Below are 19,461 nucleotides of genomic sequence, written 5' to 3'. Positions count from 1 at the left end.
GGGGATCAGGTCCAACTGATCACGAAGATGCAGGCCTTGCCGCCCCCCGTACAGCACGCCTCGTGCCGCACCAGCACGTTCGGAGAGACCAGCTCCGAGAACAGCCGCGTGAACACGCCCCGGTGCCAAGGGCAACCCGGCATGGCGATGGGATTATCTGTAATCGACACTATGGCCGCCCCTCGCTCCATCCGCGCGGAGAACGCACCCGAACCGGCAAATGTCCAGGCATGCCCCCGGATCGCGCGCAGCAGCAGGCGGGCGGACCACGCGGACGGCAGGCGGCGCAGCAACCACTGCGCGCCCTGCGGAATGCGGTGCTCAAGCAGATACTCGGCCGTGCGCGTCCCCGCTTCCCACGAAAGTTCGTCCCAGTCGCGGGGCTGGCGGGCCTGCACGGCCAGATGCAGCGCCGCCGCCTCGCGCTCGTCGGTCATCCGCTCGGGATCGCGTGCAAGATAGTGGGCGAGCCCGGCCGCCCGAAGCGCCGCCGCGCGCTCCTCAACCTGTTCGAGGAACTGGGCGACAAGGTCGAGATCCACGACTTCGACAAGTACAATTTCGTCACGCCGATCATCAAGCCGGCGGCGATGGACCGGGCCGAACTGCTCGACCGGGTGATGAACAACTACCGCCGGTTCTACATGCGCAAGGCGCTGTTCTCCTATCTGTCGACCAGTGCCCGGTCGAGTTCAAAGACGTCCACAAATCCCCCAAAGTCAAATTGCCTGCATAGGCCCGGTCGATGGGGTTCATCTTGCCGAAGTTTCCTTCGACTTGCCAGTGAGATGGATCGCAAGGCTCACCACCGCGAATTCTGTGTAGACATGATGGCATAGGATGGACTGCCGAGGGAATGCGCTGAATGCGAACCAGATCGAGGCCGCGAGCGGGTTTGCATTGCAAGTGAAGCGCAGACTGAAAGATGTATTCACGCCATCCGCTAGGGATCGCCATCCCTCACGACCGCGCGAAGGCAATCAGCTCGGCAAAGTCATGGCTATCTGCTGCGCGGAGCGCTTGCACATAGGATCGGCGGGTTTCGTTGGGATCAACAAGGTTGACGCTGCCCCAGGTAAACCGGGTCTGGCCGAGTTGCTCTGCGAGCAAATCACCAACCAGGCGCGAGAAGCGTCCATTGCCGTTTGGGAACGGGTGAATGGCGACCAGCTTGTGCGAGAAGCGTAGGGCGATCTCGTCCGGCGGGTAAGTCTGATGCTCGACCCAGTAGCGGGCATCGTCGATGGCTCCGGCAACATCCATCGGAATGCGCCAGGCATCGACGCCGATATTCCGCGCTGTCTGACGGTAGGTGCCCGCCCAGTGCCAGACCTGACCGAACATCTGCTTGTGCAAGGTGCGCAGGAAGCGCTCGTCGAGCACCTCACGTCGGCGCGACGATAGCCAGCGCAAGGCACCGGCGATGTTGACCTGCTCGGCCTCGTTCAGCTCGCGGCGTAGGGCGATGTAGGTGGGAATCAGGGCATGGCGCTCTTCGGCTTCGAGCGGAGTGTTGGCCTCGTCATCGGCGCCGAACAGCGGATCGCTCATGCTTCATTCCAAAGCCGGCGCGGCGAACCGGCCAGGATCTCTTGGATCAGGCGTTCCCGCTCATCGCTGAGGTCTCTTGTGGTCATCGCCTGATTTTCCAGACGCATGGTGTGATGAAGCCGCTCCAGTTCGGAGTCGGCTTTCTTGGCGGCCTGATCGCGGATGATCTGGTCGAGCGAAGTGCGGGGCACGATGGCATAGACCAGGACGCAATCCATGGCCTCTGCAGTTTCGCGCAAGGTCTTGAGGCTCGTCGCGCCGGTCCTTTCGGCTTTTTCGATCATGGCGACGCGCGGGCGGGATACGCCCATGCGGTCAGCTAGTTTTTGTGCTGACATACCGAGTGCTTCGCGGATGGCTTTTACCCAACCGTGTGGGGGCATCGCCATGGCATCGCTCGCCACTCCGCTGAGGCGGCGGTCGAGATTCTTGCGAGCTAGTTTTGTCTGGTCGGGGCTCATGGGCATCATCCTTGATGTCCAAAAATATCACATATATGTGATGATTTCAATCTACAAAAGAAATATATTTGTATCTTTTGTAGTGATGAATGGAAACAAATATGTTTCTCACCTTGGCGCCGGGCAACAATAAATATCGCTCCACCTGAGAGCAATGACGGCGCTGCAGTCCGGGAAGACGCGGATTGCTTATCTACGGTGTCCGGGCCTTGTACCTACAGAAGCGCGACGAGACGACAACTTCACGTCCTCGGCGCCCGTCCGCAGCGTGTCGAGATAGTCCGCCCACCATTGCGCCATCTCGACGCGCTCCTTCCAGTGCGGTCCGCGGTGATAGGCGCTGCGGACGGCATTCTTGTCCATGTGTGCCAGCGCGCGCTCAATGGCGTCTGATGACCACTCGCCGGATTCATTCAGCAGGGTGCTCGCCACGGACCGGAAACCGTGGGCGGTCATTTCCTCTTTCGTGTAGCCCAACCGACGCAGCCCCGCGTTGAGCGTGTTTTCCGATATCGGCTTCAGCGGGGTCCGGATTGATGGAAACACATAGCGGCTGTGACCTGTCAGAGGGTGCAACTGTTCAAACAGGGCTACCACTTGCCGCGACAGCGGAACAACATGCTCCTGCCTCGCCTTCATGCGCTTGGCTGGAATTCGCCAAACGGCCGCTTCCAGATCAATTTCTGCCCATTCGGCGCGCTGCAGCTCGCCAGGGCGCACGAACACGTAAGGTAGGATCTGCAAGGCCATACGCGTCGTTGGCAGACCCTGCCCCTCGTAGTCGTCGATCGCGCGGAGGAGCTCGCCCACCCGTTTGGGATCGATGATTGCTGCGTGGTGTTTGGGTTTGCGCTTCGCCAAGGCTCCGCGCAGATCGCGTGTCGGGTCCACAGTGGCCAGTTGGTTGGCCACGGCAAACCGACACACGCTGCCGATAAACTGCAGTGCCCGGTGCGCCTTCTCATCATTCCGCGCAGCTTCAAACGGACGCACCGCAGACAACACATCGAACGGCGTGAGGTCCGCGATCGGGCGGTTGCCGATAGCCCTTTGCAGAATGCGGATGAACCACCGGCGCTTCGTGATTGTATTGGCCGCCAGACCATCGCGTTCGTTCTTGGCGATGTACGCCTCGGCCACCGCAGTGAAGGTGTTTGCCGCACTGACCTTGGCGGCGATCTTATCGCGCCGCTTCTGCTCCGCAGGATCAACTCCGTTCAAGAGTTGCTTGCGCGCCTCGTCGCGCCGGTCCCGCGCTTCCCGCAGGGACAGCTCCGGGTAGCTGCCGAATGATAACTTCTTCTCTGTCCCAAGCAGTGTGCGAAATTTCATGTTCCAAAGCCGTCCACCCGACGGGGTTACGGTAAGGAAGAGCCCCTTCTCATCCGCGACTTTGTAAGGCTTGGCGCGAGGCTTCAGTTTTCGGATCGATGTTTCGGAAAGGGGCATTTGGGGGCCTCCGGAAATCGGCTTCTCAAAAGGCCCCCGCAAAAGGCCCCCAAATGCGTCTGGAAACAGACGGATTGATGCGGAAGCTTCTGGCTGAGCCAGTCGATTTTATGGCAGATTTCCGGGGTTTTTTCAACCTGACGCGGACACTGGCGGAGGTGGAAATGGTGCCGCTTAGGTGATTCGAACACCTGACCCCATCATTACGAATGATGTGCTCTACCGACTGAGCTAAAGCGGCGTGCCGTGTTGGCAGGGGCGCGCTTTAGCCATAGGGCGCGCGCTAGGCAATGGGGTTTCGCTAGACGGATAGCTGGCGGGCCTTATCGGGCGGGCAGACGCCGCCGCGGTCCTCCTAAAAGGGACTTGATGCCCGGCTGCGATGCCGTCATAGGACGGGTTCGGCTTTTGCCGCTGGTTTGGGCCCCTTTCAGTCTCTGGGGCCAGCCCTGCGCGGGTGTAGCTCAATGGTAGAGCAGCAGCTTCCCAAGCTGAATACGAGGGTTCGATTCCCTTCACCCGCTCCATTTTCCTGTCCGCCAGCATCCGCCAGCGTCTAGACAAACCCCCAAAATCCAAGGTATTTAGCGGCTATCAGGCCGCAGGCATCCCTCCGCGTCCGCGTCCAGCCGCCAGTCTCTGGGGGTATGATTGGGGGGTATATGCAAAACGGCCAACTCGACACCCCCACGCTTGGGGGTATATTGGGGGTACAGACCCCGGAGAGGCTAGGAAATCCATGGCTTTGACCGATGTAGCCATCCGCAATGCCAAGCCCGGCGCGAAAGCGATCAAGCTGGCGGACGGGAACGGCATGTTCCTGCTTGTCACCCCGGCTGGCGGCAAACTCTGGAGGCTCAAGTTTCGGATCGATGGGCGCGAGAAGCTGCTGGCCATCGGGGCCTATCCGGAAATTGGTTTGGGAGAGGCCCGTAGGCGTCGAGAGGAAGCGCGGGAACTGATCGCGCTTGGCAAAGACCCTTCGCGCGAAAAGCAGCGCGAGAAGGTGCGCGCGCGCGTTCTGGCGGCGGACACGTTCAAAGCGATCTGCGACGAGTATTGCGAGAAGCGACGGCGTGACGGTGCAAAGGGCTGGGCAGCTGCCACCGCCATCCGTAGCGAGTATCTGCTTTCGCTGGTTTGCGGATCAATCGGCAAGTTGCCCATTGGCGAGATCGAACCAGCGGACGTGCTGACAGCGATTCGCCGGATCGAAAGCAAGGGGAAGCTGGAAAGCGCGCGTCGAAGCCTACAACTGGCTGGCGCGGTGTTCCGCTATGCCGTTGCAACGGCGCGGCTTTCATCGGACCCGACCCGCGATCTGCGCGGCGCGCTGACAGCGCCAACCGTTACCCACTACGGCGCGATCACCGAAGCAAAGAAAGTGGGCCAGTTGCTTCGCGCCATCGATGACTATGAAGGCAGCGGCATAACCAAGCTGGCCTTGCAGATTGCGCCGCATGTGTTCGTCCGCCCCGGCGAGCTTCGCCATGCCGAATGGAGCGAAGTCGATCTGGACGGCGGGCTGTGGATCATCCCGGCGGGCAAGATGAAAATGCGCAAGGCGCACCATATTCCGCTGTCCCGGCAAGCTGTGGATTTGTTCCGCGAAGTGAATGCCATCACGGGACCCGCCGGATTTGTATTTCCTTCGATCCGCACCCGTGCCCGCCCCATGAGCGAAAATACCGTCAATGCCGGACTGCGACGGCTGGGCTATTCCACCGATGAAATGACCGCGCACGGCTTCCGTGCGATGGCTTCCATGCTTTTGAACGAAAGCGGCAAGTGGAACCCGGACGCAATCGAGCGCGCGCTAGCCCATGGCGATACCGACAAAGTGCGCGCGGCATATCACCGGGGTGCCCACTGGAATGAGCGGGTGGAAATGGCGCAGTGGTGGTCAAACTATCTGGACCAGTTGCGCAAGGGGGCGGATATTGTCGCTTTCCCCGGACGCGAGGCGGTGTGAACTGTTCGACGATAACAGGGCTTGAACACCCGGCGTCCGCCAATCAGGGCGCGTAGTGCCGCGCAGTGGGTCTCGACGCGGGGCCGGTCGTCCCCCGGCGTTTCCCATGAAGCAGCGCCTGCAAATTGGCGCAGCCTGCGAGCGTGATTGGCTGAACCAATACTATGATGGTTCCCCCCGACCCTATCGATCCCGTGAATCCATAATCGATTGGCATGTGCGCAAAATCGAGTGGCAGTACGGCATTCAAATCACGCCAAGGGCAGTGGCTTCATGGTGGGCATTGTTCAGAAAATCCCGCGATGGCTGACGCTTTTGAATATTGTCAGATGTTTTTGCCAGTCCGCTGGCGTGCGTTCATATGTCTTGCCGCCCGCCGATAGCGCAGTGCTTTCAGCGGCTGGAAACATCACATGGAACCTTACCTTGCATCGATCCCCGAAGCGCGAAGCGCCCTTGCCCGCCCGGCACGCTCTATTGCTTCAAGTGCCGCCAGCCGCGTCCACCAGCCATGGGCATGGTTGAAGCCACCCGCCAGAATGCCACCACGGGCAACCTGAGCGCAATTTGCGAGGTGTGCGTTACCATGATGCACCGGCGCACCCGCTTGGCTGCGATTGCGGTGATCATGCCCAATCTGGACGTCCAAATCAGGGAGGCAGGCCCACGCCTATTAGAGCGGCCTTCTCCCTCCCTGAATTGTGACAAGCAAGAGGACTGACAGACCATGGCAAAGCACAATGCTGCGAACGCCCGGATCAAGCGCGAATACTTCACCTATCTGAAGGAAGCGCAGCGCCGCGACGAAGGATCGATCGATGCCGTTGCCAAGGCACTGGCGCGCTTTGAAGAGGCGAACGGGCACGAGGACTTCAAGACCTTCCACCGGGCGCAGGCGGTGGCATTCAAGCATAAGCTGGACAAGCAACCGGCCATCCGCACCGGCAAGCCCCTGAGCCGGGCAACCGTCAATTCCACCCAGTCCGCCTTGCGTGCGTTCTTTGTCTGGCTCACTGGCCAGCCCGGTTACAAATCCCGCCTCACTTATGCGGATGCCGACTATTTCAATCTGGCTGAAACCGACGTGCGGATTGCCAAGGCGGTAAGGATCAAGCCGTTCCCCACGCTGGAGCAGGTCCATCACGTGCTGTCCGCCATGCCAGCCGGCACCGATATCGAACTGCGCAATCGGGCGCTTGTCGCCTTTGCGCTGCTGACAGGCGCGCGGGACGGGGCGCTTTCGTCCTTCAGGCTGAAACACGTCGATCTGGCGCAGCGCCGCGTCGATCAAGATGCGCGGGACGTGCGGACGAAGGCCAGCAAGACCTTTTCGACGTGGTTCTTCCCGGTGGGCGGCGATGCCTTCGCGATTGTCGAACACTGGTGCCAGCACCTGCGCACTGGGCTGCTATGGGGCGATGATGATCCGCTGTTCCCGGCAACGCAGCTGGGCCTTGATGCAAACGGCGCGTTCACCCCGGTGGGGCTGCGCCGCGATGGCTGGAGCAATGCCGGGCCGGTGCGCAAGATATTCCAGAATGCCTTCGCGGCGGCTGGCTTGCCCTATTTCAACCCGCATTCGTTCCGCGATACGCTGGTGCAACTGGGCGAACAGACCTGCCAGACGGTGGAGCAATTCAAGGCATGGTCGCAAAACCTTGGGCATGATCGGGTGATGACCACGCTGACCAGCTACGGCAATGTCGCCCCGCACCGGCAGGCGGAACTGATCCGGGGCATGGGCGCGGCGAAAGGCGCAGTGGGCCAGCTTGCAGGGTCCGTTGACCCGGAGCTTGTGGTGCAGGTGCTGGCCGCATTGCAGAGTATGCCGCGCTAGGCCGCATGTGAAGATTCGGTTGTACGCGGAACGACCGAGATTGGGACTTTGCGGTCATTCCCCGGCGGCCTATCAAATGGCAGGTGTTTTGGATTTAGCGACATTCACTGCCCAACTGACCGGTCACGCACAGCAACAGCAACTGGGCCGGTTGCCGACCGGCGGGGTTCGGGCGGCGATATGAGGTTAGCTGCCTTCCGCTCGGGAAACCGACGCACCGTCAACAAGCATCTAAACTCAAACCGCCAATGCTGCTGCGGTTCTGATAAGTTCTTCCTGTGGGACCAGGATCGTGCCGCCGCGCGGCCGGTCGAGGTCTAGAATTGTCGCGAATGCCAACGACAGCAGTGCGAAGAAAGTCAGCGAAACGATCGCATGGCGCGATCCGGTCGCTTCCAGCGCATATCCCAGCACCGTGGCTCCGGCCACGCAGAACAGCGCGAGCAACTGGATGACCTCGCGCGGTAGCCGCGCCTTGCGTGCTGCGTGCCGCGCGGTCGCAAGATCACCCGTGGTGTTCAAGGCCTGCACTAGAAGAGGACCGCGGGTGTCGGGCGGCGCGGCCTGGAGGGCTGCATAGAGGTGAGCGGAAAATTCATCGAGCCGAGCGGCGGCGGCCATGCTGGTTCGCTCCCAGGCGGCATCGTCTGCGATCAGCCCAGCTTCTGCCCGTGCTGCGGCATAGGCCGCCAATTCGGGCCGCAGAGCCTGTTGCTGCGCCGATGTGAGCAGAGAGAGCCGGCTCGCCAGTGTCCCCAGCGCGTTTGCTTCTGCCACCACCAATTCGCGCCGCTCCTCATAGCGGCCAACGGCCAAGCTGAAAGCAAATGCCAGAAGCAGCGCCAGCAGTCCGAACATCCCCGACAGGATATAGCTTTCGTCTCTATCTACCGCTTCGGGCGTGCGACGACGCAAGTACCGGTTGAGCTGGTTTCCCAGTATGCTGCCTAACGTCATAGCTGCAAACAGCGCCAGCGCCTCCACCCATATCGGCGCAAGTTCAAACATCACGGATTACCCATGAACCAGCGACATCGCCGTCCGCCTGAAAATGGACGACAGTAGATGGAGGGGAAAGCGTTTGGCAATGCGGCGACTGAACTGACCCGATCACGATCTTAAGCCCCTTCCGGCGGCGAATTTGGTGTTATGAAGCAACTCGCCAGATCAACGCTAGCAATTGGGCACTAGTAGATTGACCGCACAGTCAAAGTTGATTTTACGAATTACTATGCGATTAGATCCATGTGATCACACAAGTTGGAGGCTGGGCTCGGCCAAGCGTCAAGAGACTTTCATGAAGTCATAGCAAGCGCATGCCGCACCGCGACCAGCACCACCTCAGCCGGTAGTGCTTTTGCATTCCACAGGCGCCATCCGCCCCCTTGCAAAACTGACATGCACGCCCGACCCGGCTTTCCGAAACACGGTCACCCGCCCATTGGTGAAAGTCTCTGGAGCGTTGTCACCGGCCCCATCGATCTTCTTGAGCACGATCAGGACTCCATCGGCTTCCGTCAGATAGGCCGCTCCGGCCTCAAACGCTATGCCAACGGCCTCATTTGCACAGCGAAACATGCCTGGTGTAGGGCTGATATCACCGTGTGCCATCCCGGATGCCGAGAGTGGTGCAATTTTTCGCATCACAATGCTGTGCCCTTCCGGTCCGCCAAGGATCGCGGCCCCGTTGTCTGACCAACTCACGGTGTTGAGCATCTGCAGGCTGCGCAAAACGAGGTCTTCCTGGTTCATCACGGCGGGTGACACGCACATTTTGCGGGTCGACACCAAGGGGCCAAAGCTAAGCTTAGCCTTATCGACAGTAAAGCGACCCGTTACCGCATTGCAACCCAGCTGGCCTGAGACACGCCCCTTGTCATCAAAGGTCAAAGTCAGTTGGACATTGTCCATGACACCGCGCCGATCGACATCTTCTATGAGCCATTGGCCTAGAAGGCCACGCCGCGGCGCCGGACCGCGCATAGAATTTCCGGCACCATGGATGGAAACTTCGGTTGAATTTGGTGTTTCAGCCGCAGCTTGAAGCGTGCCAGCCGATTGCACATCAGTCGCGGTCGATGTGTTGTTCAAAGATGCGGGATTCGAAGCGCATGCTGACATAATACACACAGAAAATAGGCCGATAAACCGTGAGTACGACATAATATTTTTCCCGGAATCAAGACTTTTTCATTTATATAAATTTTACTCGATAATATGCGACATATCTGTCGGTATAAAATTCGGCATAACTCGAAGCTCAACCGTGCGGAGTGCGGAGTTGACCTCTGAGGTTTCCGCCTAAGTCGGAGTACCTCTGCAACCGACGATCACCAAAGTTCGCTAATATTGGCTTTGCTTGCCTAAACGCACGCGTGTACGAACGCACCAGCGCGCTGCGTCCGCATTACTTTACAGCGTAGCCACGGCCTTCCATGCATGCGGCTACCGCCTTTTGGAAATCGGCAAACTTCTGATTGTCCACTGCTTGCTGTTGCGCTTGCATCCTGCGAGCATGCGCTTCGGCTGCAAGGAGTTGGCGATGTTTGGCGCGATTGCGGGCACGGCCATTGAATGCGCCGACGGTGGCGCCGATGGCTGCCCCTCTGCCAGCATTGCCAGCAATAGCGCCGATGGCGACTCCCGTGATGGCCCCTCTCGCCGCACCGCCAATGGCCTCGCCCCCTACCGTGGCCCGCGTGTCCTGCAAACCCTGCGCACGAGTTTGCGCGTCCGCGGCGTTGTCCTGCTGTGCCCTCAACGCTGCGGTTGCATCGAAACCAGTTTGATTTTGCGCCCAGGCGTTGCACGCAGCCGTGTCCTTTTCTTGAACAGCCGCCGTTTGGCCCTTGCTTGGATAGAAAACGGGCTTGTTACTCAACGCTTGCGCATAGCCCGTCGAACAAACTGCAAGTCCTACATAGCATGAAGCAATACCAAGCGTCAGTTTTAGTAAATGGCGAGCAGAGTGACCCTTAGCCTTCATGAAAATCTCCTCAAAGATAACCCAAATTTTTCTGATAATATTCAAAAATAATTCTTCTACAGGAAATTTTTAAGGCAGATTTTGCCTCATGCCGAAATTACAATTTTGTCGATATTTCGCTTCGTTTGTCCGGATTGTATAAATGGTCTGCGTGGTATCGGGGGGCAACATCAGGCGTGTCGTTGTTCGACAGGAGCCCCCCTTTGATTGCAGATTCACTCGGTTTCCTGGTCCCCAAGGAGGTACCGCCAGCCTAATCCGCCCACGGCCGCACCCAGCATAGGAGCCAACCAGAACAGCCAAAGCTGGCCGAGCGCGTCCGTAGTTGCGAACAATGCCACACCGGTCGAGCGCGCGGGGTTGACCGAGGTGTTGGTCACAGGGATCGAGATAAGGTGGATCAGTGTGAGCGCGAGGCCAATCGCGATCGGCGCAAACCCGGCTGGAACCGCCTTCGAGGTTGATCCCAGGATCACGATAAGGAAACCCGCCGTCAGCACCACTTCGATCAGCAGCGCAGCTGTGAGCGAATAGCCGCCCGGCGAGAGCGCGCCGTACCCGTTCGAGGCGAAGCCGCCCGGGGCAAATTCGGGTTTGCCGGTGGCGATCACGAACAGAAGCCCGCCGGCAACGACCGCACCTGCGACTTGTGCTATCCAGTAGGGCAGCAGATTGCGCCACTCGAAACGGTTGGCCACCGCAAGCCCAAGGGACACCGCCGGATTGAAGTGACCGCCCGATATCCCGCCAACCGCATAGGCCATCGTCAACACGGTCAACCCAAAGGCCAGCGAGACCCCCGCGAACCCGATGCCGAGTGACGGAAACGCCGCCGCCAGAATGGCCGAGCCGCATCCGCCAAACACAAGCCAAAATGTGCCGAAAAACTCGGCGGTTAGCTTCTTTGTCATTACGTGCCCCCTCTTGTCCAATCTAAACTGATCGAGCAGCATTAAGGCTCGGCCAGATCTTGCGAACCGCGACATCAGTAGCGGAACGCCGTGGTCATCAGCATGCCAAAGCCGTCGTTGGAAAGTGAACCGCCGGTCGGCAGCAGATATTGCGTACGCCGCCAGGTGCCTTCAAGCCCTAGGCGCAGCCATGGAGCCGCCCGCCAGAATATGTTGCCCCACACGGTTTCGTTGCGGGTCTTGTCACCGGGAACCAATTGCTCCCGGTTAGGGCTGTCGAGGCCATAGCCGAAGGTGGAATATGCCTTGCCCGACCAGGCAAGCGCCACTTCGCCCCAGCCGCCGCTGGCATGGACTTCGCGCCGAGTAAGCGGATTCACGCTCGCGCCAATGGCGGCGCCATAATTGCCCAACGCCTGTCCGGTCCATACCTCTCCCTGCAGCGCAAGACGCGAGGAAAGGCTGACCCCTCCATCGATAGAGATGCCCCGAACGTGATTGGTTCGCACATCAAAGGGAGCGGAAAGGCCATAGAATTTGCGGAACTCGCCATAGACGGCCGAGATACCAAATTCCCACTTTGATCGATCCAATAGGCTCGACCAGCCAGCAGGCGCGTGCGTCACCACCAATCGTGTTTCTACATTGGGGATGCCATTGTCTTCCGTCCGGTCGGTCAGATCCTTCGAAACAAAAGTCGAAATAGGATCGGACAGTGCCACTGCTGCCTCGAAGTTTGTGCCGCCGCCAAGGGGCGCACGCCATTCTGTTCGCAGTTGGGCGCGCGGTGAATTGGCGGGGTTTCCGGAAAAATACAGCGCCGAAACGCTATCTACGACATCAGGCTGGCGCGGACTGAACAATTCAAACATAAGACCTGCGGATAACGTCCAGCGGCCGTTGCTTGCCGAACCATAACCAAACAGCGGCTGGAAGCCGTAACTCGCGTTGAGCAGGCTGCCATTATAGAAGGTAAACATCGTTCGAGCTGATACTGTCCAATCGTCACCAGCTGGAATATCGATGCCGAGTGAAATGCGACTGTACTGGGCGGTGATGTCGAGAACGTTGTCACGACCTGTTACGTCCGGCGGCGCGAGAAAAAACACTGAACCCGCCGGCCCGACAGTCCGACGCGAAGACGCCAGCGTATTCAGCGTGAAGGCACCGCCAAGCATCACATCGGCATTGCCGATATGCACGACATGCTCGGGTGCTTTGATTGGTGCCGAACTGGCCACCTCAGGTGCTGTTTCGGCCGCGACCATGACCGAGGGAGAGACCTCCGAGGTGACAGGTGCGGGTCTTGTCTGGCCGACGATAAGCCCTCGCAATTCAGCGATTGCCTTGGCTTGCGCATCGATCTGCGCCTGCTGGGCTGCGATCTGCCGTTGCAGGTCTGCAACCAACGCTTCCTGATCCGTTGTCGCCGCCGCAGCAGCAGTCGGCAAGGCCGCCAGCGCCGCTGCCATGATCAAACGGCGTGTCACTGCCTTGCCGCGTCAAGGTGAAAGATCGGCACACCTTCCTTGATCGTTTCAAGGACCTTGATCGACTTGATCGAGGTTGGCGCAACCTTGAGCGGATTGGCATCAAGAATGACCAAGTCGGCAAGCTTGCCGACTTCGAGCGTGCCCTTGGTCTTCTCTTCATGGACCTGATAGGCGCTGTAAGCCGTTACAGCCCGCAAGCCTTGATAGGGGGTCAAACGTTCGTCAGGACCAATGACGGCTCCGCTGCCGGCGGCGATCCGGTTCACAGCAGCATCCACGATGCCGAGAATGGAGGGCGATGGCGAAACCGGGGCATCGTGGCTAAGCGTGAACGGCAGGCCTTCCTTTACGAACGTACCGCCACCTGCAGCCTTCGCCGCGCGGTCAGCGCCCCAGAAATGGACCACAAAGTCGCCCGCCGTAGGGATCGATGCCGCCAGGAACGTCGGAATAGCGCCATAAGCGCGCATTTTTGCGATCTGGTCCGGCCGTAGATACGATGCATGGATGAACACTGGACGGTGGTCGCGCATGCCGTATTTCTTGACGGCCAGTTCGATGGCACGGAGCGCCTGATCGGCTGCCGCGTCACCGTTCATGTGCATGTTGATCTGGACGTCCGAGGTCCACAAGCGGTCAAACGCTGCATTCAGCACGGCATCGGGAATCTGTTCATAGCCACGATAGACCCCGGTCTTGCCGGGCGGGTTGTTGGTGAAAGGCTCCGTAAACCAGGCCGTGTCGACACTCCCGTCCAGCCAGAATTTGACCCCGCCCATGCGGACGCGATTGATATAGCGGGTATCGCCGTCGACGCGGGTATCCAGAGCCAAGCGTCCAGCGGCCGCGTCGGCGCGCACTTCGTTGGCCTGCGCCAGCATCGAATCAAGAATGGTGTTCTTGGCGCAGACGTAAAGGTCAATCGGCAGGAGCTTCTTGGCGATTGCATTGCGCAGGATGGCCATGTCGTCATTGCCAATGCCAATGCCGCAATCTTGCGCCGACGTCTGGCCCATGCTGGCCCAAGCCCGTGCGCCGCCTGTGATGACATCGTCGGCCAATTTTCCTTCGAAGGGGGGACGCTTCTCACGCACCATGTTCAGCGCGGTTTCTTCCATCGGGCCTGCCAGCGCTTTGCCATCGGCCTTGCGCGCAAACGTTCCGCCCACCGGGTCGGCAGTTGAGGCACCAACGCCCGCAATAGCGAACAGCGCGGAGTTTCCGGCACCAAGATGGCCTGAACCGTCAACGATCATCACCGGTATTTTTGCCGAGATCGTATCGAGCTCTTCAACCGTTGGCGTGCGATTTTCCTTCATCTTCTTGGCCGAATAGCCAAAGCCAACGATCCAGGCGCCCGCTGGCACCTGAGTCGCTTGGGCTTTCATGCGCGCAATAAGGTCGGGAATATCGGGAGTTCCGACCAGATCTGCGTCGATCAGGTTTTTGCCGAACGCGACCATATGGCCATGGCTGTCAATGAAGCCCGGCAGGAGGGTCTTGCCGCCAAGATCCACAGTGTGCTGCGCCGAAGGTGCTGACGCGCGCGGACCGGCATAACTGATGCGACCATGGTCTACGGCAAGAGCTTCCACATAGGCAGGCTCATTGCCTGCCATCGTCAGAATATCGCCATTTACATAAAGTGTGTCGGCGGATTGGGCCGCAGCAACTGGCACTGCAAGTTTGGCCGGCTCATTGTTTGCCGCACAAGCCGTCAGCAGTGCCACCGATACCAGTGCCGCAAACCGATAAAGTGGCATGGCCAATCCCCTTCGCCCGAATCATCTCGGAGACTCGATTGGGATATGCTCGAAAAGAAAGCAATTGCTTATTTTGTGAACTCCGCACGATCAGAGGCGGGTGCGATCCTCGAAGTACGGCGCGAGGTAGTTGCAGACCACGGCTTTGGCTTCATCCACCCACGCTGCGTCGTCCGCCGCTTCCTCGTGAAGCAGAAGGTCCAGAGCAGCCATTCCTACCTCGATCGCCACGCGCCCAACCCGCGCCGCGGTCACGGCGTCGACGCTTGCCCGGGCGATCAGCATATCCGCCACGAGCGTGCCCGACTCGATGGATTCGGCGCGGTCTAAAAGTTGAAGCTCCGGACAAACTTTCATGGCGATCCGCATGGCGGCTGCGCCAGCAGCAGTCTTGCGTCGCTCCGCAGCGACATCAATGGTCTTGCAGACGGTTTCGCGCCACGGCATGCCTTCGCGGTTTTCATCGACGAGGTGCGTCAATGCTTCCGTCCAGCGCCGAGACATCCGCTCGTTGAGCGCAACTAGGATCGCCTGCTTGTTTGCGAAGTACTTGTAGAGCGTTGCGATGTTGACGCCAGCCGCTTCGGCGATGTGATTTGTGGTGAGGGCCTCGTATCCCCTCGCTTCAAGCACGTCCGCAGTGGCGTCGATGATCCGATCAACTGTGTCCTTGCCTTTGCGGCCCACCGGCGCTTTTCGCAGGTGACTATCCGCTCTATCCATCATGTGTTCTCTCGTGCTGCGCCTGTAAGCCTGCTGGCAATATTATGCTTTAGGCCCCTAAATTTAGCCTCAATTCACCCGGAACTTCTGAGCGCCCGGGCAAGGGGCAACTGCCATTGTTGGGCGGCTGCTAATCTCATGGCCAGCGGTGAACAGAACTATACCTTTTGGGTTTTGTATCTTATTTATTGAACGACTGCAATTGCGTCGCTTTTGCTGACGAATTTTTTCGGGACGTGCCTTCGGCAGTAAATGTCTGAAGCGGACGACCACGGTGGCTACGCTGAACGACCGGGTCTGGTCGGGAGCTGCTCGATTGTAGGAGGCCGCGACAGCCGAAACGACAGCGACTTAAATGGGCATGCGCGCGGCACACCCTCACACCGATATCGCCGCGAGAAGCGGGACAATGATGCCGCAGCAAGTGGTTCCTTGGTTTGTGAAAATTGAACGGACTGCAACTTCGGACTCTACCAAAGGCGGAACCAAGTGTGTGGCGGATTCTTCGGGGTGTCCTAGCGCTTGGGTCTCCGGAATAGCGTGGGTAGGACCCGCGATTGTTTGCCGGATCGGCCAATGGGTCGGGGTTGAGCGGGCAACGTCGCTCCAAGTCACAGTGAATCGAGCCCCAAGGCTTGTGAGAATTGCAGATTTCCGTGATTTCGGCAGCGCATGCGGTCGTCAAGATTGGCGTTTTCGACCGGAAGTCAAAGTGACGGGAAAGCGACGAAGGGTGCAAAATCACCAGTTCAGGCAATCAATTCAAGCACTTCGCGCAGGCGACAAGTCGGGTACGGTGTGGGGTCTTTTCTCATAATCTGTGGCCGGTCGCGGTGCCCGAAATCGACTTGTGGCATGGGCTTCGTTACCATCGGATCCGCTCGCCCGGCTGCGATCAAGCCGCCTTCCACTACACCCAGCAAACACTTCTGGGGGTATGATTGGGGGTATCTTGCAAAATTTAGCATAGGAAAGTGTTAGATTAGCGTGCTTTTCAGGCCATTTCGCGGTTCCCTTCACCGCCTGCCACCCCCGCTGATCCCGCTGCATGCTTCGCAAGCGCCGCGCCCGGTGCCTTTGCCTGCCTCGCCGCTCGAGGCGCGGTCCGCGGATAGCAATGCCGGCTGCCGCAACATTCTCCTTGCGCGGTGGGGCCCGCGTTTGCCAAGCTTGTACCCGCGGCTGGTAAAGCACCGCAAAATGGGGGGGAGCGGACCAGACCTATCATCCGGGTCACCTTCGGGCGATGCCGGCGAAGGCTTGAACCGCGCGTTTTACCTCCGATCACAAGTTTTTGACCAGCGCTTGCTTTGTGGACGCCGGCCAGCTTCATAGAGGTTGAAGGGGTTCACGATGCACAGGCGGTTCGGGCAAGGTGCACTCGGAGGGAATAGCGTGCCCGTGGCTCTCGGCCTTACCTCCATACACCAGTCTCGATCCAAGCTTGCGCGCAGGTCCCTGCCCGGCGCCCTGCTGGCCATTGCTGCGGTCGGCTTGGCCGGCCCCGGGTCCGCCCTCGCGCAGCGGGTCGACGACAACGCGATCGCCAGTGCAAACGATGCCTTTGGCCAGGCGATCGGCAACGAGCGGGTCGGGCTCTATACCGTGGACGATGTGCGCGGGTTCAACCCGGTCGATGCCGGCAATACGCGGATCGACGGGCTCTACTTCGCGCCGGTCGATCGCATGCCGAACCGGCTGATCCGCGGCAGCAAGGTGAAGGTCGGCATTTCGGCGCAGGGCTACCCCTTCCCCGCGCCCACCGGGATCGTCGACTATGACCTTTCGGCAAGCGCGCAGGTCGATCAGCTGACAGTCGGCTTCGAGCGCGGGCAGTTCGGTTCGCGCGTGCTCAGCGTCGATGTGCTGCAGCCGCTGGCCGGGGACCTGAAGGTCTATCTGGGCGGCACGGTTCGGCGGCAGAACCGGCATGAAGGCGGCAACTTCAAGTCGTACATCGGCACCGGCGGCCTCGCGTGGCGACCGTGGGCCGGAGCCAGCGTTACCGCATTCTACGCCCGGACCCGCACTTTTGACGACGAAGCGGCGCCCTCGATTTTCCCTGGCGGCGACTATCTGCCGCCCCGGATCAGGCGCCGCGCGATGATCGGCCAAAGCTGGAGCAAGCGCGACAGCACGCAGGAACTGGCCGGCGCCATGATGCACCTGCCCTTCGGTAAATGGCAGCTCGAGGCGGGCCTGTTTCACGCCGAGCGCCGCTTCGATGCCAATTTCACCGATCTGTTTGGCCGCATGCGGCCCGACGGTACGACGCCAAACCGGGTGATGGTCGCCGACGCAAACAATCTCGATCGCACGCTTTCAGGCGAGGCGCGGCTGACACGCACCTTCGGCACCCGCGCGCTGGCGCATCGGGTGATCCTCAGTTTTCGCGGGCGCAGCGGCAAACGGCGCTTCGGCGGCGTGCAGTCGATCGCACTTGGCCCGAGCAGCCTGAACTTCGCGGACGAGCGGCCCAAGCCCAACTTTGCCTTTGGCCCGGATGATACCGACAGTTCGGGGCAAGCCACACTGGGCCTGGGCTATACGATCACCGCGCCTGGGCGGTTTCTGCTGGATGTGGGCCTTTCCGGCTCACGCTACCGCAAGACCATCAATTTCACTTCGGCCGGCCTTGTCACTTCCGTGCGCGACCGGCCGGTGACCGGCAGCGTGACCGGATCGCTGAACCTCACGCGTTCGCTCTCGGTCTATGGCGGGCACGTGCGGGGCTTCGAGGAAGTGGCGGTGGCACCTGTCAATGCGGCGAACCGGGGCGCGGTGCCACCGGCGATCCGCACACAGCAGACCGACATCGGCCTGCGCTATGCGGTAAGCCCCGGGCTGAGCCTCGTCGCGGGCGTGTTCGAGATCAAGAAGCCGTACTACAATCTGGACGATGACGCGAACTACCGCGAGCTCGGCATTTCCTCCAACCGGGGCCTCGAGATGTCGCTGGCGGGCACGCTCCGGCCGGGGCTCAGCGTGGTACTAGGGAATGTGCTGCTGGATCAGCGCATCAGCGGCGAACTGGTCGACAGCGGCCGCATCGGGCCGCGCCCGATCGGCAGCATCCGGCGGCGCAGCATCGTCAACATCGACTGGCGGCTTGGCGGCGGCAAGAGTCCGCTGTCGCTTGATATCGCAGCGGAATCGCTGTCCTCACGGATCGGCAATGCCAGCAACCGCCTGCTGGCGCCGCCGCGCGAGTCCATCGATCTCGGCGCGCGCTACCGCTTCAACGTCGCCTCGGCGCGCGCGCTGTTGCGCGTTCAGGTTGCCAATGTGCTGGATAACTATGGCTGGCAGGTCGCCACCAATGGGGCGTTCCAGTACACGGTTGGGCGGCGCTTCCTCGCCGAACTGCGCGTCGATATCTGACGCCTCTGGGCGCCGCAGGCGCAGTGGCGATCCCCGCTCACTCCTTCGCCGCGCGCTCCCGGCTTGCCCGGGCCTCGCGCTTGATCGTCTCCAGCCCCGCCGGATCGACCAGCTGGCCGTGCATCACAAGATTGTTGGCGTGGCCGAAGTGGTGGAGATTGAACGCGGACTGGATCGCATTCCACAAGCCTTGCGCGTCCATCGACTGGTTCACGCTCATCTTGGCCATCTTCAGGCCGATCATGGGGCGCGAGGCGATTTTCTCGGCCATGGCAAGCGTGAAGCTTTCGAGCTCCTCGCGCGGGACCACCTCGTTGACCATGCCAAGCTGCTTGGCCTCCGCCGCACCGATCGGTTCGCCGGTAAACAGCATCTGCTTGGCCTTGCGGTGGCCCACTTCATAGGCATGGACGAAGAATTCGTGGCCGTTCATGCCAAAGGCCACCACCGGATCGGAAAACTCGGCATCCTCGCTGGCGATGATCAGATCGAACGGCCAGATCAGCATTAGCCCGCCGGCAATCGCCTTGCCCTGCACGGCCACGATGATCGGCTTGGGCAGGTTGCGCCAGCGCCAGCAGAAGCCGAGGTAGATTTCCTGCTCGCGCGCCATGTACCCCTCGGGGCCGGGCTGACGGTATCCGCCAAAGCCCATGACCGGGGGCCTCAGATCGCCGATCTTCGCGGTGTCGGTCAGGTCGTGGCCAGAAGAGAAGTTCTTGCCGTCCGCAGCCACGATCACCGCGTGCACCCCGTCGTCATCCATCGCCAGATTGAGCGCGTCGTTGATCTCGTAGAGCATGCGCGTCGACTGGCCATTGTGCTTTTCCGGCCGCGCCAGCGTGATGCGCGCGACGCGCTCGGCAGGCCGGTCGTAGCGGATATCCTCGAACAGCGGTGCTTCGCCCATCAACCCGTTCCCTTCATGCACATG

Annotated in this window: 17 protein-coding genes and 2 tRNA genes; 6 read left to right on the top strand and 13 right to left on the bottom strand. The window is 60.4% G+C overall.

The window, feature by feature from the left end; all coding sequences use genetic code 11:
• Positions 1–5: 5 nt before the first annotated feature.
• The 5 genes from bchJ to WCL10_RS12840 all read right to left on the bottom strand — a co-directional run bounded on the left by bchJ (position 6) and on the right by WCL10_RS12840 (position 3,702).
• A complete protein-coding gene (gene bchJ / locus WCL10_RS12860) occupies positions 6–542 on the bottom strand; it encodes a bacteriochlorophyll 4-vinyl reductase (protein ID WP_336896052.1) in 537 nt (178 codons plus the stop codon).
• Positions 543–960: 418 nt separating this feature from the next.
• The gene (locus WCL10_RS12855; protein WP_336896051.1) at positions 961–1,551 is read right to left on the bottom strand and encodes a mobile mystery protein B; all 591 of its coding nucleotides are present in this window, start codon (positions 1,549–1,551) and stop codon (positions 961–963) included.
• Positions 1,548–2,012: a mobile mystery protein A gene (locus WCL10_RS12850; RefSeq protein WP_336896050.1), complete on the bottom strand. Its 465-nt coding sequence runs from the start codon at positions 2,010–2,012 to the stop codon at positions 1,548–1,550. Before WCL10_RS12850 ends, WCL10_RS12855 begins: the two co-directional genes overlap by 4 nt.
• A 189-nt stretch (positions 2,013–2,201) precedes the next feature.
• Entirely contained in the window at positions 2,202–3,461 is a 1,260-nt protein-coding gene (locus tag WCL10_RS12845; protein ID WP_336896049.1) for an integrase arm-type DNA-binding domain-containing protein, read from the bottom strand.
• 165 nt (positions 3,462–3,626) lie between these two features.
• A tRNA-Thr gene (locus tag WCL10_RS12840) sits at positions 3,627–3,702 on the bottom strand.
• 212 nt (positions 3,703–3,914) lie between these two features.
• On the opposite strand from WCL10_RS12840, the gene WCL10_RS12835 reads away from it, so the two are divergent.
• The 5 genes from WCL10_RS12835 to WCL10_RS12815 all read left to right on the top strand — a co-directional run bounded on the left by WCL10_RS12835 (position 3,915) and on the right by WCL10_RS12815 (position 7,270).
• Positions 3,915–3,988: transfer RNA gene (locus WCL10_RS12835), tRNA-Gly, on the top strand.
• A 212-nt stretch (positions 3,989–4,200) separates the two neighbouring features.
• The gene (locus WCL10_RS12830; protein ID WP_336896048.1) at positions 4,201–5,433 is read left to right on the top strand and encodes an integrase arm-type DNA-binding domain-containing protein; all 1,233 of its coding nucleotides are present in this window, start codon (positions 4,201–4,203) and stop codon (positions 5,431–5,433) included.
• Between the two features lie 106 nt (positions 5,434–5,539).
• Complete coding sequence (locus WCL10_RS12825; RefSeq protein ID WP_336896047.1) at positions 5,540–5,743, top strand: hypothetical protein; 204 nt, start codon at positions 5,540–5,542, stop codon at positions 5,741–5,743.
• Positions 5,744–5,950: 207 nt separating this feature from the next.
• Positions 5,951–6,154: a hypothetical protein gene (locus tag WCL10_RS12820; RefSeq protein ID WP_336896046.1), complete on the top strand. Its 204-nt coding sequence runs from the start codon at positions 5,951–5,953 to the stop codon at positions 6,152–6,154.
• Between the two features lie 6 nt (positions 6,155–6,160).
• Positions 6,161–7,270 (top strand): tyrosine-type recombinase/integrase, encoded by a 1,110-nt coding sequence (locus WCL10_RS12815; protein WP_336896045.1) that lies wholly within the window; start codon positions 6,161–6,163, stop codon positions 7,268–7,270.
• A gap of 237 nt (positions 7,271–7,507) precedes the next feature.
• On the opposite strand, the gene WCL10_RS12810 is transcribed toward WCL10_RS12815, so the two are convergent.
• The 7 genes from WCL10_RS12810 to WCL10_RS12780 form a co-directional block, all read right to left on the bottom strand.
• A complete protein-coding gene (locus WCL10_RS12810; RefSeq protein ID WP_336896044.1) occupies positions 7,508–8,278 on the bottom strand; it encodes a hypothetical protein in 771 nt (256 codons plus the stop codon).
• Between the two features lie 333 nt (positions 8,279–8,611).
• The gene (locus tag WCL10_RS12805) at positions 8,612–9,361 is read right to left on the bottom strand and encodes an META domain-containing protein (RefSeq protein ID WP_336896043.1); all 750 of its coding nucleotides are present in this window, start codon (positions 9,359–9,361) and stop codon (positions 8,612–8,614) included.
• Positions 9,362–9,677: 316 nt separating this feature from the next.
• Positions 9,678–10,301, bottom strand: coding sequence for a glycine zipper family protein (locus WCL10_RS12800; RefSeq protein WP_336896042.1), 624 nt, complete (start codon positions 10,299–10,301; stop codon positions 9,678–9,680).
• A gap of 170 nt (positions 10,302–10,471) precedes the next feature.
• Positions 10,472–11,167, bottom strand: a complete 696-nt coding sequence (gene aqpZ / locus WCL10_RS12795) for an aquaporin Z (RefSeq protein ID WP_336896041.1) — start codon at positions 11,165–11,167, stop codon at positions 10,472–10,474.
• A gap of 74 nt (positions 11,168–11,241) precedes the next feature.
• Entirely contained in the window at positions 11,242–12,639 is a 1,398-nt protein-coding gene (locus WCL10_RS12790; protein WP_336896040.1) for a hypothetical protein, read from the bottom strand.
• A 14-nt stretch (positions 12,640–12,653) separates the two neighbouring features.
• Complete coding sequence (locus tag WCL10_RS12785) at positions 12,654–14,423, bottom strand: amidohydrolase (RefSeq protein ID WP_336896039.1); 1,770 nt, start codon at positions 14,421–14,423, stop codon at positions 12,654–12,656.
• Positions 14,424–14,513: 90 nt separating this feature from the next.
• On the bottom strand, positions 14,514–15,149 hold the full coding sequence (locus tag WCL10_RS12780) for a TetR/AcrR family transcriptional regulator (RefSeq protein ID WP_336896038.1): 636 nt from the start codon (positions 15,147–15,149) through the stop codon (positions 14,514–14,516).
• A gap of 1,491 nt (positions 15,150–16,640) precedes the next feature.
• Between WCL10_RS12780 and WCL10_RS12775 the strand changes: the two genes are divergently transcribed.
• A complete protein-coding gene (locus WCL10_RS12775; RefSeq protein WP_336896037.1) occupies positions 16,641–18,527 on the top strand; it encodes a hypothetical protein in 1,887 nt (628 codons plus the stop codon).
• Positions 18,528–18,564: 37 nt separating this feature from the next.
• Here WCL10_RS12775 and WCL10_RS12770 read toward each other — a convergent pair whose 3' ends face one another.
• Positions 18,565–19,437, bottom strand: coding sequence for an enoyl-CoA hydratase (locus WCL10_RS12770; RefSeq protein WP_336896036.1), 873 nt, complete (start codon positions 19,435–19,437; stop codon positions 18,565–18,567).
• Positions 19,438–19,461: the final 24 nt, after the last annotated feature.

The organism is Novosphingobium sp. (genome assembly GCF_037133355.1).
Classification (GTDB): domain Bacteria; phylum Pseudomonadota; class Alphaproteobacteria; order Sphingomonadales; family Sphingomonadaceae; genus Novosphingobium.
The sequence above is the reverse complement of the archived record's forward strand: the minus strand, read 5'-3'. Positions and strand labels throughout refer to the sequence as shown.